This window comes from Pseudomonas sp. A, assembly GCF_056270345.1.
In genome coordinates this window covers 354,001-374,225 of record NZ_CM149873.1, presented here as the reverse complement: position 1 = coordinate 374,225, position 20,225 = coordinate 354,001, and the positions used below count along the sequence as shown (strand labels likewise).

Here is a 20,225-nt window from a genome sequence, read left to right as displayed (position 1 = left end):
GTGCAGTTCCATGTGAGCTGCCTACCGCCGCCAGAACCCACTCAGGCCCAGGCCGGCCGAAACGCCCAGCCCCACCCAGGCCAGCACATCCCACATCCCATCCCCGAGCAGTGCGGCAAACAGCCCGGCCGCACTGAGCACGGCGATCAGCGCCGGCCAGGCGAAGATCCTGCGGGTGCTTTGCGACTTGTGGCTCATGCCCGCACCTCCCGTGCCTTGCGTTGCTTACCCCACCACAGGTACAGGCCGCTGCCCAGCACGATGATGGTCAGCACATCGAGCACGGCCCAGAGGATCTGCATCGGCCGGCCGCCGTAGTCGCCGAAGTGCAGGGGCTGCGACAGGCCCATGGCGTCCATGTACCACGGGCGTTCGCCAACGGCGGTCACCTCCAGGGTACGCGCGTCGATCAGGATCGGCGTGAACAGGTGCGAGGTCAGGTTCGTGGCGCCATTCATGAACACCGCATAGTGGTGCTCGCTGGAGAAGCGTGTACCGGGGAAGGCGATGAAGTCCGGGCGCATGCCAGGCGCGGCCTGTTCGGCGATCTTCAGCAGCTGCGTGGCCGGAGCGCGCTCGGTGAGCGGCGGTGCGTCACGATACGGCGCGACCATCGCCGCCAGGCTGTCGTTGCGCCAGGCGGCGATCACCAGGTCGGATAGGGCACTGATCACCCCGGTGACGCCGACCACCAGGGCCCAGGTCAGGGTGACCACGCCGATCAGGTTGTGCAGGTCCAGCCAGCGCAGGCGCCGCGACTTGTCGTGGCGGACCGTGGCGAAGCGCAGACGGCGCATGAACGGCGCGTAGAGCACGGTGCCGGAGACGATGGCGACAATGAACAGCACCCCCATGAACGCCAGCAGCAGCTTGCCGGGCAACCCGGCGAACATGTCCACGTGCAGGCGCAGCATCAGCATCATGAAGCCGCCGTTGGCTGCCGGCATGGCCACGGCCTCGCCGGTGCGCGCGTCGAGCATGAAGGTGTGCGAGTCGTCGGGATGGGTGCCGGCGGTGGCGGCCATGATCGTGACCACGCCGTTGGGCTCGTCCTCTTCGTATCCGAAGTACTGCATCACCTCGCCGGGGCGGTGCTGTTCGGCCTTGAGCACCAGCTGCTGCAGATCCAGGTGCGGGGTGTCGGCGGGCATCTCGCGCAGTTGCGGCGCGTCGCCGAGCAGGTGCTCCAGCTCGTGGTGGAAGATCAGCGGCAGGCCGGTGAGGGCGAGCAGCAACAGGAACAGCGTGCAGACCAGGCTGCTCCAGGTGTGGATCGCTGACCAGCGGCGGATGGTTTGGCTTTTCATCACGGCTCCTTACGCAATCGCGGGGCAAGCCCGCTCCCACGCCGTTCTGTCTCGGCGTGGGAGCGGGCTTGCCCCGCGATGGGTGTTTACCACTTGTAGGTAGCGCTGGCGACGACGCTGCGCTGGTCGCCGTAGTAGCAGTAGTAGCCGTCGCAGGTCGAGAGGTAGTCCTTGTTCAGCAGGTTGCTGGCGTTGATCGCCACCGAGGCGCCCTTGAGGCTGTTGTCCAGGCGGCCCAGGTCGTAGTGCACGGCGGCGTCGAACACCGTGTAGGCCTTGCTCTTGCCGAGCCAGGTGTTGGCTTCGTCACCGTATCGGTTGCCGGTGTAGCGTGCGCCCAGGCCAATGCCGAAGCCGTCAAGCACACCGGTATGCCAGGTGTAGTCGGTCCACAGGGAGGCCTGCTGGTTGGGCATCTGTTGCAGGCGGTTGCCTTTGTACTGCCCTTTCTGGACTTCGGACTTGGCCAGGGTGTAGGCGGCGATCACTTTCAGGTTGTCGGTGACGTCGGAGACGGCTTCCAGCTCCAGGCCGTGGACCTTGACCTCGCCGGTCTGGCTGGAGACGGGCACCCCACCCACATTGTTGGTGACGGTCACGTTCTTCTGCTTGAGGTCGTACACTGCCGCCGACAGCAAGGTGTTGGAGCCAGGCGGTTGATACTTCACCCCCAACTCCCATTGCTGGCCTTCGGTTGGCTTGAAGGATTTCTCGATGTCAGCGCTCGAACCGCTGCTTGGCTGGAAGGACTCGGCGTAGGACAGATACGGTACAAAGCCCGAGTCGAACACGTAGCTGAGCGCCGCATTGCCGCTGAACTGCTTGTCACGCTGGGTGTTGGTGGCATTGCCCTTGTTGAGGAACGTGGTGCCGGTATGCACCCAGTCCTCACGCCCGCCCAGGGTCAGGCGCCATTTGTCGAGCGCCATCTGGTCCTGGATGTAGAGCCCGGTCTGGACGGTTTTCTGGTTGTAGTCCAGATAGGCCGAAGAGCGGTCCGGACGGGTGATCGGCAAGCCATACACCGGGTTGTTGACGTTGGTGGGCGGCACGTTGTCGCTGAAGCCATAAATGGAGAGGAAGTCGGAGTCCGTGCGCTGGTGGTCCAGGCCGATCAGCACGGTATGGCTGATATCGCCTGTGGCGAAGTCGGCCTGGAAGTTGTTGTCGAGCGCGAACTGGCTGATGTCCTCATCGACGTTGGTGGACATGCGGCTGGCATTGCCCTCGCTGTCCACCGGGCCGCCGGGTTGGTAGTAGGCACCAACGGTGAGCGTCTGGAATGACAACTCGCTCTTGGTGTAGCGCACGTTCTGGCGGAACTGCCAGACATCGTTGAAACGATGTTCGAAGGCATAGCCCAGCGCGTAATAGGTGCGGTCGTAGTATTCGTAATCCGGGTCACCCAGGTTCTTGTGGCGGGACACCTTGCCGAACGGCATGTCGATCTTGGTGCCTTGTATCGGATAGAACTGGCTGGTGGCACCGGTGTCGTCGCGGGTGAACTGGCTGAGGAAGGTCAGCGAGGTATCTTCGTCGATGTTCCAGGTCAGGCTCGGGGCGATGTTGTAGCGCTTGTTATCCATATGGTCGATCTGCGTGCCGCTGTCGCGTACCACGCCGCTGACGCCATAGAGGAACTGGCCCTGCTCATCGAGCTTGCCGGTGCTGGCGAAGTTGATCTGGCGGTGGTTGTCGCTGCCGTACTGCAGTTGGATCTCGTGGCTGCTCTCGGCCTGGGGGCGGCGGCTGACCATGTCCAGCAGACCGCCGGGCGGGGTCTGGCCATACACCGACGAGGCCGGGCCACGCAGCAGCGCAAGGCGGTCGAGGTTCCAGGTTTCGGCTTTCGGGTTGGCATACACGCCGCGGGGCAGGGGCAGGCCGTCGAGGAACTGGGTCGGCTCGAAGCCGCGCACGCGCATCCAGTCATAGCGGGTGTCGCTGCCGAAACTGGCCGAGACGATACCCGGCATGTACTTCACCGCGTCATCCAGGCTTTGCACGCCGCGGTCGCTCATCTGCTGGCGGGTGGCGACGGAAATGGAGCGTGGGACCTCGACCAGCGCGGTATCGGTCTTGGTGCCGGCGGCGGTGCGCTTGGCGGTGTAGCCTTCCACCGGGCCCCAGGCGCTCTCAAAGCTGCTGTTGGCGTTGATGTTGGTTTCCGGCAGCGCCAGGGTGCCTTCGCTCACCGCCACCAGACTGTAGCTGCCGGCGCTGCTCTGCTGCAGTTGCAGACCGGTATCGCGCAGGGCGGCCTGCAGGGCGCCGACCGCATCGTACTGGCCACTGACCGGCGCCGATTTGCGCCCGCTGACCAGTGCCGGATCCAGCGCCAGGGCGATCCCGGCCTGGCTGGCGATCTGGTTCAGGGTGCTGGCCAGCGGTGCGCTGGGCAGGTCGTAGGCACGCAGGGCGGCCTGTTCGGCGGCGAACAGGGTGGTGCTGGCCAACGGTGCGGCCAGGCCGATGGCCAGGGCCATCAGGCTGGGGCGAAGCAAAGCATCAACGGCACGGGACATGCAGCGGCTCCTCGACGAAATAGTGCTGACTGCTTCCTTGCCGAGCGAGATTGGGAAAGTGACAGGGTCTTTTGAAAAAATATCTGACAGGGTTGGCACGAGCGGCGCTCAGCGCTATATCGCCTTGGCTTCTTCGCGGGTAAACCCGCTCCCACAGGTTTGATGCATTCCCTGTGGGAGCAACTGTCTTGCTCAATTTTTAGAATCTGGCGCGATCCCTGTGGGAGCGGGTTTACCCGCGAAGGGCGGCACGCAGCGCTTATCTGGCGGAGACGGTCACCCACCACGGCGTATGCCGCTCGATCTTCACCGGCAGCGCCGGCTGCAGCGAGGCCAGGGCCAGGTCGGTGTCAGTCAGCGGGAAGCTGCCGCTCACGCGCAGGTCGGCGACCTCGTCGCTGACCCCCAGGTGGCCGCTGCGGTACTGGCCGAGCGCGGCCACCAGGTCGGCCAGGCGCACGTTGTCCACCACCAGCATGCCGCGGGTCCAGGCATCGCTGCCGACCGCCACGGAGCCGACCCGGCCCAGGCCGTCGGCGTTCATCAGTACCTGCTGGCCTTCGCGCAGCACCTGTTCGTCGCCACTGTTCTGCGGCTTGGCGGCCACCGAGGCCTGCAGCACCTCCAGGCGCGTGCCGGACTCCTCGCGCTTGACCAGGAAGCGCGTGCCCAGCGGGCGCAGGCGGCCATCCTCGGTGCGCACCAGCAGCGGACGGCTGTCCTTGTGGCCGGTTTCCACCGAGATTTCGCCACGATGCAGCACGATCAGCCGCTGCTCGCCGCGGAAATCGATGTCCACCGCGCTCTGGCTGTTCAGGCTCAGCAAGGTGCCGTCCTCCAGGCGCAGGGTGCGCAGCTCGCCGGTGCCGGTGCGCTGATCGGCCAGCCAGTAGGTCGGCGACAGGGTCGGCGCTGCGGCCCAGGTGAGCAGCCCGCCGAGCAGCAGCATGCCGGCCAGGCCGCCAAGGCGCTGGCGTAGCCCTGCCCGTGATTGCAGCAGGGTGTGGCGCACCGGGCCGGCGGCGGCGTTGACGCGCCGGTCGAGCATGCCCAGTTGCAACCAGGCGCGGGCGTGCTCCTCGTGGGCGGCGTGCCAACGCATGAATTCGTTGCGTTCGTCCGGGGTACCGCTACCTTCGTCCAGGCACAGCTTCCAGGCGATGGCCGCTTCCAGCACCTGGCTGGAAACCGGGGCCTGGTTCATGTCGGCTCTCCATAGAGGGCGACATAGCACTGGCGCAGGCCCTGGGCGAGGTACTGGCGCACGCGGGACACCGACACCCCGAGGCGCTCGGCGATCTCGGCGTGGCCCAGGCCGTCCAGGCGGTTGTACAGGAAGGCCGCGCGGGCCTTGCTCGACAGCTTGCCCAGCAGGCGGTCGATGGCCTTGAGGTCCTCGAGGATCAGGTGCTGCTGCTCGGGCGACGGGTGTTCGGCCTCGGGCAGCAGGGCCAGCTCGGCGAGGTAGGCCTGCTCGAGGGCGGCGCGGCGGAAGTGGTCGAACAGCAGGCCCTTGGCCACGGCGACCAGGAAGGCGCGGGGTTCGCGGGGGGCGTCCAGGCGCTCGCGACCGAGCAGGCGCACGAAGGTGTCCTGGCTCAGGTCTTCGGCGCGCTGACGGCAGGCGGTGCTGCGCTGCAACCAGGCCAGCAGCCAGGTGCGATGGTCGCGATACAGCGCTCCGACCAGCTCGGCATGTGGACTGTGCGCAGGCGTCAAGAAGCGATCCCCGGGAAAGAATGCGTTAACTAACGATAATTATTCGCGATTGTTGCAGAGGGGAGGGGGTGGGTGCAATGGACGCTTATCGGATGGCCATCACACGACAGGTGTTGCCTGTGCCGGCCTCTTCGCGGGTAAACCCGCTCCCACAGGATTCAACATGGCTCACGGGCAGCGCAGTCCCTGTGGGAGCGGGTTTACCCGCGAAGAGGCCGGCAAGGCCAATGAAAGTCTACAGGCCGTGACTCTGGACTTTACGCCGTCGCCACTGACGCACCCGCTGCTCCAGCTGCAACGGGCTGTCCAGTTGCTGGCGCCGGGCCTGGCTGAACAGGATCAACGCCAGCTCCGCGGTCACCTGGGCATCGGCGCTGGCATGGTGGCGGGCCTGGACTTCGAGGCCGAAGCGGGCGATCCAGTCGTCCAGACCGGCTTCACGCAGCACGGTGTCGGGGTTGAGCATCGGCGCCAGCTCCGCCACGTCGAGGAACGGATGCTGCAGGCGCAGGCCCAGGCTGTCCTTCAGCGCCCGGGCCAGCATGCGCTGGTCGAACGGGGCGTGGAACGCCAGCACCGGGCTGTTGCCGATGAAGTCCATCAGATCGAGCAGCGCCTCGGCCGGGTCGCAGCCGGCAGCCAGGGCGCTGGGGCCCAGGCCATGGATCAGCACACTGGCGTTGGTCTTCTGCGCGGGCCGGTGCAGGGTGCGCTCGAACGGACGACCCAGGGCGATGGCGCCATCCTCGATGGCCACCGCGCCGATCGACAGCACCTGGTCGCGGTTGAGGTTCAGGCCGCTGGTCTCCAGGTCCAGCACCACCCAGCGCTGTTCACGCAACGAGCGCACGCCCAGTGGCGCCGGCCCTGGCAGCATGGCCAGGCGCCGACGCAGCGGGGCGGCGAGTTCGGGGGCGGCGGGGCGCCACCAGGCGAACAGCTTCACAGCTGGTACCGCAGGGCCAGGCTGCTTTGCAGGCGTTGGGCCTGGCGCAGGGACTCGCGCAGGATGCGCCGGTCCAGGTGGTTGAGGCTGTCCGGGTCGAGCCGGTTGGAGTAGGGCTGGTTCTCGCGGGTCTGGCGCTGGTGCTGCTGCATGCGGGTCTGCTGGATGAAGTGGTAGGCCTCTTCATAGGCGGCGCCGTCGAGCGGGTCGATGATGCCCTTGGCGATCAGCTGGCGCAGGCGCTCCAGGGTGTTGCAGGCGCTGACGCCATGGGCCAGGGCCAGCAGCCTGGCGCCATCGACGAACGGGGTCAGGCCCTGCACCTTGAGGTCGAGGGTGGCGGCCTTGTCGTCCCCCTGGCGGGTCAGCACGAACTCGCGCAGGCGCCCGACCGGTGGTCGTTGGCGCAGGGCATTGTCGGCCATCATGCGCTGGAAGAGGCGGTTGTCGGCGACCTGCTCCAGCAGGCCCTGGCGCAGTTGTTCGCAGCCTTGCTCGTCGCCCCAGACCACGCGCAGGTCGAAGTAGATGCTCGAGCCCAGCAGGTTCTCGGGGCTCGCCTCGCGCACGAAGCCGGCGAAGCGTCGCGCCCATTCGCTGCGTGACAGGCACAGCTCGGGGTTGCCGGCCATCACATTGCCCTTGCACAGGGTGAAGCCGCACTGGGCCAGGTTGTGATTGACCTGCTGGGCCAGCGGCAGCAGCCGGGCGCGTATGGCCTCGGCCTCGACGGCGTCGCGGGCCTCGAAGAGGATGCCGTTGTCCTGGTCGGTGTGCAGCGTCTGCTCGCGGCGGCCTTCACTGCCGAAGCACAGCCAGCTGAACGGCACGCCCGGGTCGCCGCGCTCGGCGATGGCCAGTTCGATCACCCGGCACACGGTATGGTCGTTGAGCAAGGTGATGATCTGGGTGATCTGGGTCGAGGACGCGCCGTGGGCGAGCATGCGCTCGACCAACTGGCCGATCTCGCCGCGCAACGACACCAGGCTGTCCAGGCGTGGCGCATGGCGGATGGTGCGGGCCAGGTGCACCAGGTCGACACGCTGCAGGGAGAACAGGTCGCGTTCGGAGATCACCCCGCACAGGCGTTGGTTGTCCACCAGGCAGACATGGGCGATGTGCCGCTCGGTCATGGCCATGGCGGCGTCGAAAGCGCTGGCCTGGGGACTCAGGTGGAACGGCCGGGCGGTCATGTAGCGCTCGATCGGCGCGGTCAGCTCGGCACTGGCGTCGGCCACCACCTGGCGCAGGTCGCGCAGGGTGAAGATGCCGAGGGGATGGCGCTGGTCGTCGACGATGACGATGCTGCCGACCTGCTGCTCGTGCATCAACCCCACCGCCTCGCGCAGCGGCGTGTCCGGCGCGCACACCACCGGATGGCGCAGCGCCAGTTCGCCCAGCGGGGTGTTCAGCGAGTACTGGGTACCCAGGGTCTCCACGGCGCGTCGGCGCACCTGCTGGTTGACCTGGTCGAGCAGGCTGCTGACGCCACGCAGGGCGAAGTCGCGGAACACCTCGGACATGGAGAACACACGGATGAACGCGGCCTTGTCCAGTTGCAGGCAGAAGGTGTCCTCGCCGGCCAGGTGCTCGGTGCGGGTGGCCCGCTCGCCGAGCAACGCGGCCAGCGGGAAGCATTCGCCGCTGGCGATCTCGAAGGTGGTCTCGGTGCCCGGCTTGGTGACATGGTGGCGCTCGCCGACCACGCGGCCCTGCTTGACGATATAGAAGTGCTCGACCGGACCGTCGGCAGGCTTGATGATGCTTTCGCCGGCCGCGTGGAAACGCAGCTGGCACTGCTCCACCAGGTAGGCCAGGTGGTTGTGTTCCATCTGGTTGAACGGCGGGAAACGCTGCAGGAACTGCAGGGTACCCTGGATGTTTTGCAGCACTGCTGTTCTGCCCGCCTGGCTGTAGGCGTCCTTTTTGCTCATGGAACCGACCGCGATAAGTATGTCTGCATATGTAGCGCAGACCTTGTTGTTCTAAGGCTCCATGGTCGGACGACGGCTCTGCGGTGCCCATTGGACGTAAGTCTATAAGGCGCGACGGACGTTTCGCTGCTTGTGTCCGGTGTCAAATAGCCGACGAAAGGCAGTTTGCATGCAGGGGCTTTGCGGTCTGAACTTGAATAACGGGGTTTTTTTGACGAGACAACCATGGCAGAGCATGACGACATCCTGAGCGACGCCGAGCGAGAGGCGTTGGCCGTGGTGAGCGCACCCGTCGCGCCCAGGCCCGTGGTACTGGTGGTGGACGACAACCCGGTGAGCAGACAAGCATTGTGCCTGTATCTGCAGAGTCATCAGATTGACTGCATGGAGGCAGACGGAACTGAGGAGGCGCTGTTCAAACTGCATTATCAGTCGCGTATCGCACTGATGATTACCGACTTGCGCATGAAACCTCTGGATGGCCAGAAACTTATCGAGGAAGTGCACAAGACGGAACGGGCTGCTCTTCCGATCATCGTCGTCTCTGGCGACACCGATGTGAAGGAAGCGGTGGACGTGATGCATCTGGGGGTGGTGGATTTCCTGCTCAAGCCGGTGGACCTGGACAGGTTGCTGGAGTTGGTGAGGAAGGAGTTGCGAATAGGGCAGGGCTGAAAACGATCGCGGGGCCAGCCCGCTCCCACGCCAGCGTGCATGTGGCGTGGGAGCGGGCTGGCCCCGCGATGCGTTGCTGGCTGATTACAGCCCGTTGCGCGCCTTGAACTCGCGGCGGCGACGGTGCAGCACCGGCTCGGTGTAGCCGTTCGGCTGCTTGGCACCCTCTACAACCAGCTCGATTGCCGCCTGGAACGCGATGTTGTCATCGAAGTTCGGCGCCATCGGGCGGTACAGGGCGTCACCGGCGTTCTGCTTGTCGACCACCGCGGCCATGCGCTTGAGGCTTTCCAGCACCTGCTCCTGGGTGACCACGCCATGGCGCAGCCAGTTGGCCAGCAACTGGGCCGAGATGCGCAGGGTGGCGCGGTCTTCCATCAGGCCGACATCGTTGATGTCCGGCACCTTCGAGCAACCCACGCCCTGGTCGATCCAGCGCACCACGTAGCCGAGAATGCCCTGGGCATTGTTGTCCAGCTCGTTGCGGATCTCGTCGGCCGACCAGTTGGTGTCGGCGGCCAGCGGTATGGTCAGGATATCATCGACCGAGGCCGGGGTACGCGAAGCCAGCTCGCGCTGACGGGCCTGCACGTCAACCTTGTGGTAGTGCAGGGCGTGCAGGGTGGCGGCGGTCGGCGACGGCACCCAGGCGGTGTTGGCGCCGGCCAGCGGGTGGGCGATCTTCTGCTCGAGCATGGCGGCCATCAGGTCGGGCATGGCCCACATGCCCTTGCCGATCTGCGCGCGGCCTTGCAGGCCGGTGGCCAGGCCCACGTCGACGTTGTTGTTCTCGTAGGCGCCGATCCACTTCTCGTTCTTCATGGCGCCCTTGCGCACCACGGCGCCGGCTTCCATGGAGGTGTGGATCTCGTCACCGGTGCGGTCGAGGAAACCGGTGTTGATGAACACCACGCGCTCGGCGGCCGCCTTGATGCAGGACTTGAGGTTGACCGTGGTGCGGCGCTCCTCGTCCATGATGCCGACCTTGACGGTGTTGCGCTTCATGCCCAGCAGGTCTTCGACGCGGCTGAAGATCTCGGCGGCGAAGGCCACTTCCTCCGGGCCGTGCATCTTCGGCTTGACGATGTACACGCTGCCGCTGCGGGTGTTCTTGCGGCTGGTGTTGCCGTTGAGGTTGTGCAGGGCGATCAGGTTGGTGAACAGGCCGTCCTGGATACCCTCGGGGATCTCGTTGCCCTGGGCGTCGAGAATTGCCGGGTTGGTCATCAGGTGACCGACGTTGCGCACGAACAGCAGCGAGCGACCGTGCAGGGTGACGCTGCCACCGTTCGGTGCGGCGTACTCGCGGTCCGGGTTCATGGTGCGGGTGAAGGTCTTGCCGCCCTTGCTGACGCTCTCGGCCAGGTCGCCTTTCATCAGGCCCAGCCAGTTGCGGTAGACGATCACCTTGTCGTCGGCGTCGACGGCGGCGACCGAGTCTTCGCAGTCCATGATGGTGGTCAGTGCCGACTCCATCAGGATGTCCTTCACGCCGGCGGCGTCGGTGCTGCCGACCGGGGTGCTGGCATCGACCTGGATCTCGAAGTGCAGGCCGTTGTGCTTGAGTAGCACGGCGGTCGGCGCCTTCGCGTCGCCATGGAAACCGATCAGCTGGGCGTCGTCGCGCAGGCCGCTGTTGCTGCCGCCCTTGAGGGCGACTACCAGCTTGCCGTCTTCGATGCGGTAGCCGGTGGAGTCGACGTGGGAGCCGGCGGCCAGTGGCGCGGCTTCGTCGAGGAAGGCGCGGCCGAAGGCGATGACCTTGTCGCCGCGCAGCTTGTTGTAACCCTGGCCTTTCTCGGCGCCGCCCTCATCGCTGATGACATCGGTGCCGTAGAGGGCGTCGTACAGCGAACCCCAGCGGGCGTTGGCGGCGTTCAGGGCGAAGCGGGCGTTCATCACCGGCACCACCAGTTGCGGGCCGGCCATGTGGGCGATTTCTTCGTCGACGTTCTGCGTGGTGGCCTGGAAGTCGTCGACTTGTGGCAGCAGGTAGCCGATTTCCTCGAGGAATGCCTTGTAGGTCACCGCGTCATGGGCCTGGTCCTGGCGTGCCTGGTGCCAGGCGTCGATCTTGGCTTGCAGCTCGTCGCGCTTGGCGAGCAGGGCTTTGTTCTTTGGAGCGAGGTCTTTAATGATCTCTGCCGCCCCGGCCCAGAACTTGTCGGCTTCGATGCCGGTTCCAGGGATCGCTTCGTCGTTGACGAAGTCGTACAGGGCCTTGGCGACCTGAAGGCCACCGACTTGAACGTATCCAGTCATTGCTTGCCTCACCTCTGCTCAGCTATTTCGCTTTCGCTCTTCTGTATTAAGCCTGTAGCGCTTCTCTAAACACGGCACCAGTGCGTGCCCGCGTGCTCCGGGGCGGCTGGGTGCGGCTCGCCAGACGGGCCGGCGGGCGGTTGGCGTATTTTCACAGGCGCCTTGGCAGACATCGAAACGACGTTTTGTAGTCCGCGTCGGCGCATACTACATGAAGCAGCAGGCAGGTGAACATCAGACTAAAAGCGTCGCTCTGCGACCGGTTGGTCGCATGGGGTCACGCTGGGAGACGCCATGTTCGCAAAAAACAGGTGGATTGTTCCAGATAAATCTTGAAACAGTACACGATTGCTTGCCGTGACTGTCCTGCGGCAGGTTGCCGCGCCTTGCCTATACTGATTCGATCCCCGTATTCCGGTCGCCTGGGGCGGCCTTCGCAGACGAATGAAGGAGTGGCCCGTGGACCATCTCGTACTCACCGTGATCGCCCCGGACAAGGCCGGGCAGGTCGAGCGTATCGCCCAGTGCATCGCCGATCACAATGGCAACTGGCTGGAAAGCCGCATGTCGCGCATGGCCGGGCAGTTCGCCGGGATCCTGCGGGTGGCGGTGCCGGCGGAGACCTACGCCGAGCTGGTCGAGTCGCTGCAGAAACTGGGCGACCACGGCATCCGTGTGCTCATTGCCGAAAGCGGGATCGAGCCATCCTGCACCTGGAAACCGATCGCCATGGAACTGGTGGGCAACGACCGGCCGGGTATCGTTCGTGATATCACCCGCTTGCTGGCCGAGCAAGGGGTGAACGTGGAGCGCTTGAGTACCGAGGTGCGGCCGGCGCCGATGAGCAGTGAGCCGTTGTTCCATGCCGATGCGTTGCTGGCGTTGCCGTTGACCTTGTCGCTGGACGATCTGCAGGCGCGGCTGGAGAGCCTGGCGGATGATCTGATGGTGGAGTTGTGGCTGCGGCCGGAGGAGTGATTGAAGATCGCCGGGGCCGCTTCGCGCCCCATCGCGACACAAGGCCGCTCCTACAGGGGATCGCGGTTTCCTGTAGGAGCGGCCTTGTGTCGCGATGGGGCGCGAAGCGGCCCTGAGGTGGTTATCCCGATTTTGCGGGGAAGCCCCTGTGGATAAGCTGGGGGCGCTACGCTGGAGGCCAGTAACAGCAGGGCCTGGCGAAATTTGAGCAAAAAACGTCCACTATTCAGTAGCTTGTGCACAAACGCCGGGGACGAGGGTGTGGATAACCTTTGGAGCCATTGCTGTAGGCCACGTCCCCCGTGGCCTACAGCAATATGATCATTTTTTGATCAGGCGCGCTTGCGCAAACTCAGCCAGGCATCGACGCTGTAGACAGCCAGCCCCGCCCAGATAAAGGCGAACGCCACCAAGGTGCTCGACGACAGGTGTTCGTCGAACAGCAGCACTGCCTGCAGCAGCACCAGGGTCGGTGCCAGGTACTGCAGGAAGCCCAGCGTGGTATAGGGCAGGTGGCGTGCAGCGGCGTTGAAGCACACCAGCGGTACCAGTGTCACCGGGCCGGCGGCGATCAGCCACAGCGCTTCGCTGCTGCTGAAGAACTCAGGGCTGGCGCTGCTGGCCGTCGGGTGCAGCAACAACCAGCCGATGGCAATGGGCACCAGCATCCAGGTCTCGACCACCAGCCCCGGCAGCGCCGCTACCGGTGCCTGTTTGCGGATCAAGCCATAGAAGCCGAACGACAGCGCCAGGGCCAGCGACACCCAGGGCAGGCTGCCGACCTGCCACACCTGCTGCGCCACGCCCAGGGCCGCCAGGACCACCGCCAGCCATTGCAGGCGGCGCAGGCGCTCGCCGAGCAGCAGCATGCCCAGCAGCACGTTGATCAGCGGGTTGATGTAGTAGCCCAGGCTGGCCTCGAGCATGCGCCCGTTGTTCACCGCCCACACGTAGGTCAGCCAGTTGCCGGCGATCAGCGCACCGCTGAGCGCGAGGATCGCCAGGCGCCGCGGGTTGTCGCGCAGTTCGCGCCACCAGCCGGGGTGTTTCCACACCAGCAGCAGGAGCGAGCCGAACAGGGCCGACCAGAGCACGCGGTGGACGATGATTTCCACCGCCGGAACGCTCTGGATCGCTTTGAAGTACAGGGGGAACAGGCCCCAGATGATGTAGGCGCCGAGGCCCAGGAGGTACCCGCGGCGCGGGTTGGCGGCGTGCATGCAGAATCCTTGCTTAGGTAGCTAAATAAAGCGACGCCTATTGTAGACAGACCTCGGCCTGGACCTAGAACAATTTCAACGGTTGTTCATCGAGCGCGGCGATCTGCTCGCGCAGGGCGAGGATCTGATCGCCCCAGTAGCGCGGCTGGCCGAACCAGGGGAAGCTCGGCGGGAACGCCGGATCGTCCCAGCGCCGCGCCAGCCAGGCGCTGTAGTGCAACTGGCGCAGGGCGCGCAGCGGTTCGATCAGGGCCAGCTCACGCGGGTCGAAGTCGTGGAACTCGTTGTAGCCGTCGATCAGTTCGGCCAGCTGGCCGAGACGCTCTTCGCGGCTGCCGGCGAGCATCATCCACAGGTCCTGGACGGCCGGGCCCATGCGGCAGTCGTCGAGGTCGACCACGTGGTAGACGTCGTCGCGGTGCATCAGGTTGCCGGGGTGCAGGTCACCATGCAGGCGGATCGGCTGGTACGAGGTGCGAGCGTAGATGTCCTCGACCCGCTTGAGCAGGTCGCGGGCCACCGATTCGTAGGCCGGCAGCAACTCGCGGGGCACGAAGTCGCCGTCAAGCAGGGTCTTGAGCGAGGCATGGCCAAAGTTGTCCACAGCCAGGGCTTCACGGTGCTCGAAGGGTTTGGTCGCGCCTACCGCGTGCAGGCGCCCGAGCAACTGCCCTAGGCGATAGAGCTGGTCGAGGTTGCCCGGCTCCGGGGCATGGCCGCCACGGCGGGGGAACAGGGTGAAGCGAAAGCCCTGGTGCTCGAACAGGGAGCGGCCTTCGTGCAGCATTGGCGCCACCACGGGCACTTCGCACTCGGCCAGCTCGCGGGTGAAGGCGTGTTCCTCGAGGATCGCCGCGTCGCTCCAGCGCCCAGGGCGATAGAACTTGGCAATCAGCGGCTGCGCGTCCTCGATGCCCACCTGGTAGACGCGGTTCTCGTAGCTGTTGAGCGCCAGCACCCGTGCATCGCTTAGAAGGCCGAGGCTTTCCACGGCGTCCAGCACGAGGTCGGGGGTGAGGGTGTCGAAGGGGTGGGACATGAGAGGCTCCGGTCGCTGGGACTGCGGCCTGCATGTTACCCCAATCCCAAGGCTGACCCGCTCCTGAGTCGGTATGAGCACAGGAGATCACCCAGTCTTTTAGGTTGCGCTGTCGCACAGTGAGCCAAGTTGCATGAATCAACAGCGTGGGAGCGGGCTTGCCCCTCGATCCGGGCGCGCAGCGCACGGCCAGGCTAGACCGGCACCCCCAGCAACACGAACGACGGATGAAACTGCACCCGCAGGGCGCTCCCCGGCTGGACCTGCCGTTGCGCCAGCCAAGCCGCTTCGGCGATGGCGCACAAGGTCTGGCCATTGCCCAGCGCCAGGCGCACCTCGCCCGGCCCGCCCTGTTCAATCAGCACCTCTTCGACCTTGACCTTCAGGCAGTTGCTCCCAGGCTCCGGCGTCTCATCCGCGTCCAGCAACCGTACCCAGCCGGCCTTGAGCAGCGCCACCACCGTCCCCCCCAGCGCCAGCTCCAGCCGCTCGGTACTGCCCCGGGTGATCAAGGCCTCGATCTCCAGCCCGCCGCCCAGGTCCAGGCTGATGCGGTCATGCCGGCCTTCGCGGCGCAGCCCGCTGATCCGCCCCTGCAGCTGGTTGCGCGCACTGGTGCGGAGCATCAGGCGTCCGAGCAGATCGAGGTCGCTGCTGTCCTCGGCGGATTCGAGAATCTCCGCCTGCAGCGCCTGCAGGCGCTGGTACAGGCGCAGCACCCGCTCGCCTTCGGCGGACAGCCGCGCGCCACCGCCGCCGCGACCGCCGGTGCTGCGTTCCACCAGGGGCTGCGCCGCCAGGTTGTTGAGTTCGTCGATGGCGTCCCAGGCGGCCTTGTAGCTGATGCCGGCGGCCTTGGCGGCGCGGGTGATCGAGCCCTGTTCGGCGACATGCTGCAACAGGGCGATGCGCTGTGGACGGCGGGCGATGTGCTGGGTGAGCAGGGCTGGCAGGGACATGGGCGGGCATCGGGTGTGGTGTAGGTCCCGCGACGTTGCCGCCGTCACCGGGGCAAGTCAAGCCTGGCCCGGCCTGGGCGTGCGCGCCAGGCAGTAGATGTCGACCCGCCGGGCGCCGGCCTGGCGCAGCAGCCGGGCGATGGCCTGGGCGGTCGCCCCGGTGGTCAGCACGTCATCGACCAGTGCCAGGTGCAGGCCGTCGAGCTCGCTGCCGGGGGCAAGGGCGAAGGCCTGGCGCAGGTTGCGTTGCCGGGCCCGGGCGCCGAGGGCCTGCTGCGCCGGGGTATCGCGCACACGCAGGAGCAGGCGCTCGTCACAGGGCAGGCGCAGTTGCCCGGCGAGCCAGCGGGCGAGCATCGCCGCCTGGTTGAAGCCGCGCTGGCGCAGTCGACGCCTGGCCAGCGGCACGGGCAACAGGCGGTCCGGCCGTGGCAGGTCTTCGTCGTAGCGATGCATCAGGCTGTGGCCGAGCAACTGCGCCAGCAACCGCCCCAGCGGCCACTGACTGTTGTGCTTGAAACGGCTGACCAGGGTGTCGATGGGAAAACCGTAATGCCACGGCGCGATCACTTGGCTGAATGCGGGAGGGCGGCGGCTGCAACCGCCGCAGAGAAGGCCGTCGATGGCCAGGGGCAGCGCGCAACGGCGGCACTGCTCGTCCAGCCAGGGCAGCGCCTGCTCGCAAGCGATGCACAAGGGATAGGGCTGCTCGGCAGGCTCGTCGCAGAGCAAACAGAATTGATCGATATTTGTACAGATGTAAACCAGCTTGTTCTTGATTGGTTGACAGTGCATGAGGCCTTCCGTAACTATGCGTGCTATCCGTGATGCGCTGGAGGGTTTTCCTGTCCCGGCGTCAGTCAGACCATAGATAAGGAAACGCCGATGAGCGCCAGCGCAATTGCAACCACACGTCACGACTGGTCCCTGGCCGAGGTCAAGGCCCTGTTCCAGCAGCCGTTCAACGACTTGCTGTTCCAGGCCCAGACCGTGCACCGCGCGCACTTCGACCCCAATCGCGTGCAGGTTTCCACGCTGCTGTCGATCAAGACCGGCGCCTGCCCGGAAGATTGCAAATATTGTCCGCAGTCCGGTCACTACAACACCGGGCTGGAAAAGCAGAAGCTGATGGAAGTGCAGAAAGTGCTGGAGGAGGCCGCCCGGGCCAAGGCCATCGGCTCGACCCGCTTCTGCATGGGCGCGGCGTGGAAGCACCCGTCGGCCAAGGACATGCCCTACGTGCTGGAGATGGTCAAAGGGGTCAAGGCCATGGGCCTGGAAACCTGCATGACCCTCGGCAAACTCGACCAGGAGCAGACCCAGGCCCTGGCCCAGGCCGGCCTGGACTACTACAACCACAACCTCGACACCTCGCCGGAGTTCTACACCAGCATCATCACCACCCGCACCTACAGCGAGCGTCTGCAGACCCTGGCCTACGTGCGCGATGCCGGCATGAAGATCTGCTCCGGCGGCATCCTCGGCATGGGCGAGTCGCTGGACGACCGCGCAGGCCTGCTGATCCAGCTGGCCAACCTGCCCGAGCACCCGGAGTCGGTGCCGATCAACATGCTGGTCAAGGTCGCCGGCACGCCGCTGGCCGATGAAGAGGACGTCGATCCGTTCGACTTCATCCGCATGCTGGCCGTGGCCCGGATCCTCATGCCCAAGTCTCATGTGCGCCTGTCGGCCGGTCGCGAGCAGATGAACGAGCAGATGCAGGCCCTGGCGTTCATGGCCGGCGCCAACTCGATCTTCTACGGCGAGAAACTGCTGACCACCGGCAACCCGCAGGCCGACAAGGACATGCAGCTGTTCGCCCGCCTCGGTATCCAGCCGGAGGCCCGTGAGGAGCACGCCGACGAAGTGCACCAGGCCGCCATCGAGCAGGCGCTGGTCGAGCAGCGCAGCAGCGAGTTGTTCTACGACGCAGCCTCGGCCTGAGCATGGCCTTCGATCTCGCCGCGCGCCTGGCCGAACGGCGTGCCGCCGACCTGTACCGCCAGCGACCACTGCTTGAAAGCCCGCAGGGGCCGCAGGTGGTGGTCGATGGCCAGCCGCTGCTGGCCTTCTGCAGCAACGACTACCTGGGCCTGGCCAATCATCCCGAAGTGATCAAGGCCTGGCGTGACGGCGCCGAGCGCTGGGGTGTCGGTGGCGGTGCCTCGCACCTGGTGATCGGCCACAGCACCCCGCACCATGAGGTGGAGGAGGCGCTGGCCGAGCTGACGGGCCGGCCGCGCGCGTTGCTGTTCTCCACCGGCTACATGGCCAACCTCGGTGCGATCACCGCGCTGGTCGGGCAGGGCGACACGGTGTTACAGGACCGCCTCAACCACGCCTCCCTGCTCGACGGCGGCCTGCTCAGCGGCGCCCGCTTCAGCCGCTACCTGCACAACGATCCGGCCAGCCTGGCCAGCCGCCTGGGCAAGGCCACCGGCAATACCCTGGTGGTCACCGACGGCGTGTTCAGCATGGACGGCGACTGCGCCGACCTGCCGGCCCTGGCCAGGGAGGCCCGCGCACGCGGTGCCTGGTTGATGGTCGACGATGCCCATGGCCTGGGGACCTTGGGCGCCAATGGCGGTGGCCTGGTCGAGCATTGCGGCCTGGGTGTCGAGGATGTGCCGGTGCTGATCGGCACGCTGGGCAAGGCCTGCGGTACCTCCGGCGCCTTCGTCGCCGGTAGCGAGGAGCTGATCGAGGCGCTGGTGCAGTTCGCCCGGCCCTATATTTACACCACCAGCCAGCCACCGGCGCTGGCCTGCGCCACGCTCAAGGCCCTGGACTTGCTGCGCCGCGAACACTGGCGGCGCGAGCACCTGGCCGCGCTGATCCGGCAGTTCCGCACGGGCGCCGAGCAGATTGGCCTGACCCTGATGGACAGCCATACGGCGATCCAGCCAATCCTGATCGGCGATGCGGCCCGGGCGCTGGCGTTGTCCCGCCTGTTGCGCGAGCGCGGGTTGCTGGTCACGGCGATTCGCCCACCCACCGTGCCCGCCGGCAGCGCCCGCTTGCGGGTGACCCTGAGCGCCGCCCACAGTGAGGCGCAGGTCCAGCTATTGTTGAATGCATTGGCCGAGTGTTATCCACAGCTGGAGTCCGCCGATGCGTAACCGACTGATCCTCCTGCCCGGCTGGGGCCTGGGCACCGCTTCACTGGAGCCGCTGGCCGCCAGCCTGCGCGCCCAGGATCCACGCCTGCAGGTCGAGCTGATGCCGCTACCGGAATTGGCCGACAGCGATGTCCAGGCCTGGGTTGACCATCTGGACCGCAAGCTGCCGACCGACGTGTGGCTGGGCGGCTGGTCGCTCGGCGGCATGCTCGCCAGCGCTCTGGCGCACAAGCGCGGCGACCACTGTTGCGGCTTGCTCACCCTGGCCAGCAATCCCTGCTTCGTGGCCCGGCCGGACTGGCCGCACGGCATGCCCGCCGATACCTTCGGCACCTTCCTGGACGGCTGCCGCAGCCACACCCATGTCACCCTCAAGCGCTTCCGCACCCTGTGCAGCGAGGGCGCGCAGCAACCCCGCACCTTGCTGCGGCAGCTGGGGGTGGGCGTGCCCGACACCGATCCGCTGTACCTGGCCACCGGGCTGGAAGTCCTGGCCAGCCTCGATACCCGCACCGCCCTGGAGCAATACGGCGGCCCGCAGCTGCACCTGTTCGCCGGCAGTGACGCGCTGGTGCCGGTGGAAGCGGCCCAAGCCCTGAGCGACCTGCTGCCCGACGTGGAAGTCGGTCTGGTCGAAGACAGTTCCCACGCCTTCCTGCTGGAGTATCCCCAGGAGCTGGCGGCGGGCATCAAGAGTTTCCTGCATGAGAGTGGCGATGACTGACCTTTCCCAGCCCACCCTGCCCGGCGCGTTGCCGGACAAGCGCCAGGTGGCGGCTTCGTTTTCCCGCGCTGCGGCCAGCTACGACAGCGTCGCGGCCTTGCAGCGCGCCGTGGGCATCGCGCTGCTGGAAAAGCTGCCCAGCGGCCTCGCGCCTGAGCGCTGGCTGGACATGGGCAGCGGTACCGGCCACTTCAGCCGGGTGCTGGCCGAGCGCTTCGCGGATGCGGGCGGCGTTGCGGTGGATATCGCCGAAGGGATGCTGCGCCATGCCCGCGAGCAGGGCGGCGCCCGGCATCATGTGGCGGGCGACGCCGAGCGCCTGCCGTTGCGCGATGACAGTATTGATCTGTTGTTCAGCAGCCTGGCGGTGCAGTGGTGCGGCCAGTTCTCCAGCGTTTTGGACGAGGCGCGGCGGGTGCTGCGCCCCGGCGGCGTGCTGGCCTTCAGCAGCCTGTGCGTGGGCACTCTCGATGAATTGCGCGCCAGCTGGCAGGCCGTGGATGGCATGGTGCACGTCAATCGCTTCCGGCGTTTCGAGGATTACCAGCGCCTGTGCGGTGACAGCGGGCTGGAATTGATCGATCTGGAGCGGCGTCCCCACGTGCTGCATTATCCCGACGTGCGCAGCCTGACCCATGAGCTCAAGGCGCTGGGCGCGCACAACCTCAATCCGGGGCGCCCGTCGGGGCTCACCGGGCGGGCGCGGATGCAGGGCCTGTTGCAGGCCTACGAACAGTACCGCCAGGCGCAAGGCCTGCCGGCCACCTACCAGGTGGTCTACGGCGTCTTGCGCAAGCCGTTGGACGGGGAGCAGTGAC

At 66.3% G+C, this 20,225-nt stretch carries 18 protein-coding genes; 6 read left to right on the top strand and 12 right to left on the bottom strand.

Annotation, left to right across the window (positions count from 1 at the left end):
• Positions 1-21: 21 nt before the first annotated feature.
• From AC0MAZ_RS01735 to AC0MAZ_RS01705, 7 genes are all read right to left on the bottom strand, one after another.
• Positions 22-198: a hypothetical protein gene (locus tag AC0MAZ_RS01735; protein WP_203649809.1), complete on the bottom strand. Its 177-nt coding sequence runs from the start codon at positions 196-198 to the stop codon at positions 22-24.
• Entirely contained in the window at positions 195-1,307 is a 1,113-nt protein-coding gene (locus tag AC0MAZ_RS01730; protein WP_234562823.1) for a PepSY-associated TM helix domain-containing protein, read from the bottom strand. The genes AC0MAZ_RS01735 and AC0MAZ_RS01730 overlap by 4 nt, the downstream gene beginning before the upstream one ends.
• Positions 1,308-1,393: 86 nt before the next feature.
• On the bottom strand, positions 1,394-3,832 hold the full coding sequence (locus AC0MAZ_RS01725) for a TonB-dependent siderophore receptor (protein WP_475859955.1): 2,439 nt from the start codon (positions 3,830-3,832) through the stop codon (positions 1,394-1,396).
• A gap of 259 nt (positions 3,833-4,091) precedes the next feature.
• Positions 4,092-5,036, bottom strand: a complete 945-nt coding sequence (locus AC0MAZ_RS01720; protein WP_234562728.1) for a FecR domain-containing protein — start codon at positions 5,034-5,036, stop codon at positions 4,092-4,094.
• Positions 5,033-5,551 (bottom strand): RNA polymerase sigma factor, encoded by a 519-nt coding sequence (locus AC0MAZ_RS01715; protein ID WP_186712646.1) that lies wholly within the window; start codon positions 5,549-5,551, stop codon positions 5,033-5,035. The genes AC0MAZ_RS01720 and AC0MAZ_RS01715 overlap by 4 nt, the downstream gene beginning before the upstream one ends.
• Positions 5,552-5,786: 235 nt before the next feature.
• The gene (locus AC0MAZ_RS01710; protein WP_475859953.1) at positions 5,787-6,497 is read right to left on the bottom strand and encodes a 3'-5' exonuclease; all 711 of its coding nucleotides are present in this window, start codon (positions 6,495-6,497) and stop codon (positions 5,787-5,789) included.
• Positions 6,494-8,431 carry a putative nucleotidyltransferase substrate binding domain-containing protein gene (locus AC0MAZ_RS01705; RefSeq protein WP_232855049.1) on the bottom strand — a complete coding sequence of 646 codons (1,938 nt, stop codon included), beginning with the start codon at positions 8,429-8,431 and terminating at the stop codon, positions 6,494-6,496. The genes AC0MAZ_RS01710 and AC0MAZ_RS01705 overlap by 4 nt, the downstream gene beginning before the upstream one ends.
• Before the next feature lie 225 nt (positions 8,432-8,656).
• On the opposite strand from AC0MAZ_RS01705, the gene AC0MAZ_RS01700 reads away from it, so the two are divergent.
• Entirely contained in the window at positions 8,657-9,106 is a 450-nt protein-coding gene (locus AC0MAZ_RS01700; protein ID WP_062575435.1) for a response regulator, read from the top strand.
• A gap of 84 nt (positions 9,107-9,190) precedes the next feature.
• Here the strand turns inward: AC0MAZ_RS01700 and AC0MAZ_RS01695 are convergent, their stop codons facing one another.
• Entirely contained in the window at positions 9,191-11,368 is a 2,178-nt protein-coding gene (locus AC0MAZ_RS01695; RefSeq protein ID WP_475859951.1) for a malate synthase G, read from the bottom strand.
• 459 nt (positions 11,369-11,827) lie between these two features.
• Between AC0MAZ_RS01695 and AC0MAZ_RS01690 the strand changes: the two genes are divergently transcribed.
• Positions 11,828-12,346 carry a glycine cleavage system transcriptional repressor gene (locus AC0MAZ_RS01690; RefSeq protein ID WP_475859950.1) on the top strand — a complete coding sequence of 173 codons (519 nt, stop codon included), beginning with the start codon at positions 11,828-11,830 and terminating at the stop codon, positions 12,344-12,346.
• Positions 12,347-12,678: 332 nt separating this feature from the next.
• Here the strand turns inward: AC0MAZ_RS01690 and rarD are convergent, their stop codons facing one another.
• The 4 genes from rarD to AC0MAZ_RS01670 form a co-directional block, all read right to left on the bottom strand.
• The gene (rarD, locus tag AC0MAZ_RS01685) at positions 12,679-13,566 is read right to left on the bottom strand and encodes an EamA family transporter RarD (protein WP_203649835.1); all 888 of its coding nucleotides are present in this window, start codon (positions 13,564-13,566) and stop codon (positions 12,679-12,681) included.
• A gap of 64 nt (positions 13,567-13,630) precedes the next feature.
• On the bottom strand, positions 13,631-14,605 hold the full coding sequence (locus tag AC0MAZ_RS01680) for a serine/threonine protein kinase (protein ID WP_475859949.1): 975 nt from the start codon (positions 14,603-14,605) through the stop codon (positions 13,631-13,633).
• Positions 14,606-14,799: 194 nt separating this feature from the next.
• Positions 14,800-15,564, bottom strand: a complete 765-nt coding sequence (locus tag AC0MAZ_RS01675; RefSeq protein ID WP_475859947.1) for a TOBE domain-containing protein — start codon at positions 15,562-15,564, stop codon at positions 14,800-14,802.
• Between the two features lie 57 nt (positions 15,565-15,621).
• Positions 15,622-16,359 (bottom strand): ComF family protein, encoded by a 738-nt coding sequence (locus AC0MAZ_RS01670; protein WP_203649845.1) that lies wholly within the window; start codon positions 16,357-16,359, stop codon positions 15,622-15,624.
• A gap of 90 nt (positions 16,360-16,449) precedes the next feature.
• Here AC0MAZ_RS01670 and bioB point away from each other — a divergent pair, with 90 nt between their 5' ends.
• From bioB to bioC, 4 genes are read left to right on the top strand one after another with little or no spacing between them, the layout of a single operon-like run.
• Positions 16,450-17,508, top strand: a complete 1,059-nt coding sequence (gene bioB / locus AC0MAZ_RS01665; protein ID WP_110734496.1) for a biotin synthase BioB — start codon at positions 16,450-16,452, stop codon at positions 17,506-17,508.
• A gap of 2 nt (positions 17,509-17,510) precedes the next feature.
• Entirely contained in the window at positions 17,511-18,683 is a 1,173-nt protein-coding gene (bioF, locus tag AC0MAZ_RS01660; RefSeq protein ID WP_475859946.1) for an 8-amino-7-oxononanoate synthase, read from the top strand.
• Positions 18,676-19,407, top strand: a complete 732-nt coding sequence (locus tag AC0MAZ_RS01655; protein ID WP_475859944.1) for an alpha/beta fold hydrolase — start codon at positions 18,676-18,678, stop codon at positions 19,405-19,407. Before bioF ends, AC0MAZ_RS01655 begins: the two co-directional genes overlap by 8 nt.
• Positions 19,400-20,224: a malonyl-ACP O-methyltransferase BioC gene (gene bioC / locus AC0MAZ_RS01650; RefSeq protein ID WP_232855058.1), complete on the top strand. Its 825-nt coding sequence runs from the start codon at positions 19,400-19,402 to the stop codon at positions 20,222-20,224. The genes AC0MAZ_RS01655 and bioC overlap by 8 nt, the downstream gene beginning before the upstream one ends.
• Position 20,225: the final 1 nt, after the last annotated feature.

What these genes read in the sequence shown, in the direction of transcription:
- AC0MAZ_RS01725 (WP_475859955.1), bottom strand. Translation starts at nt 3,832, where the DNA reads ATGTCCCGTGCCGTTGATGCTTTGCTTCGCCCCAGCCTGATGGCCCTG.
- AC0MAZ_RS01670 (WP_203649845.1), bottom strand. Translation starts at nt 16,359, where the DNA reads ATGCACTGTCAACCAATCAAGAACAAGCTGGTTTACATCTGTACAAAT.
- AC0MAZ_RS01695 (WP_475859951.1), bottom strand. Translation starts at nt 11,368, where the DNA reads ATGACTGGATACGTTCAAGTCGGTGGCCTTCAGGTCGCCAAGGCCCTG.
- AC0MAZ_RS01655 (WP_475859944.1), top strand. Translation starts at nt 18,676, where the DNA reads ATGCGTAACCGACTGATCCTCCTGCCCGGCTGGGGCCTGGGCACCGCT.
- AC0MAZ_RS01735 (WP_203649809.1), bottom strand. Translation starts at nt 198, where the DNA reads ATGAGCCACAAGTCGCAAAGCACCCGCAGGATCTTCGCCTGGCCGGCG.
- bioC (WP_232855058.1), top strand. Translation starts at nt 19,400, where the DNA reads ATGACTGACCTTTCCCAGCCCACCCTGCCCGGCGCGTTGCCGGACAAG.
- bioB (WP_110734496.1), top strand. Translation starts at nt 16,450, where the DNA reads ATGAGCGCCAGCGCAATTGCAACCACACGTCACGACTGGTCCCTGGCC.
- AC0MAZ_RS01675 (WP_475859947.1), bottom strand. Translation starts at nt 15,564, where the DNA reads ATGTCCCTGCCAGCCCTGCTCACCCAGCACATCGCCCGCCGTCCACAG.
- AC0MAZ_RS01730 (WP_234562823.1), bottom strand. Translation starts at nt 1,307, where the DNA reads ATGAAAAGCCAAACCATCCGCCGCTGGTCAGCGATCCACACCTGGAGC.
- AC0MAZ_RS01680 (WP_475859949.1), bottom strand. Translation starts at nt 14,605, where the DNA reads ATGTCCCACCCCTTCGACACCCTCACCCCCGACCTCGTGCTGGACGCC.
- AC0MAZ_RS01720 (WP_234562728.1), bottom strand. Translation starts at nt 5,036, where the DNA reads ATGAACCAGGCCCCGGTTTCCAGCCAGGTGCTGGAAGCGGCCATCGCC.
- AC0MAZ_RS01705 (WP_232855049.1), bottom strand. Translation starts at nt 8,431, where the DNA reads ATGAGCAAAAAGGACGCCTACAGCCAGGCGGGCAGAACAGCAGTGCTG.
- rarD (WP_203649835.1), bottom strand. Translation starts at nt 13,566, where the DNA reads ATGCACGCCGCCAACCCGCGCCGCGGGTACCTCCTGGGCCTCGGCGCC.
- AC0MAZ_RS01700 (WP_062575435.1), top strand. Translation starts at nt 8,657, where the DNA reads ATGGCAGAGCATGACGACATCCTGAGCGACGCCGAGCGAGAGGCGTTG.
- bioF (WP_475859946.1), top strand. Translation starts at nt 17,511, where the DNA reads ATGGCCTTCGATCTCGCCGCGCGCCTGGCCGAACGGCGTGCCGCCGAC.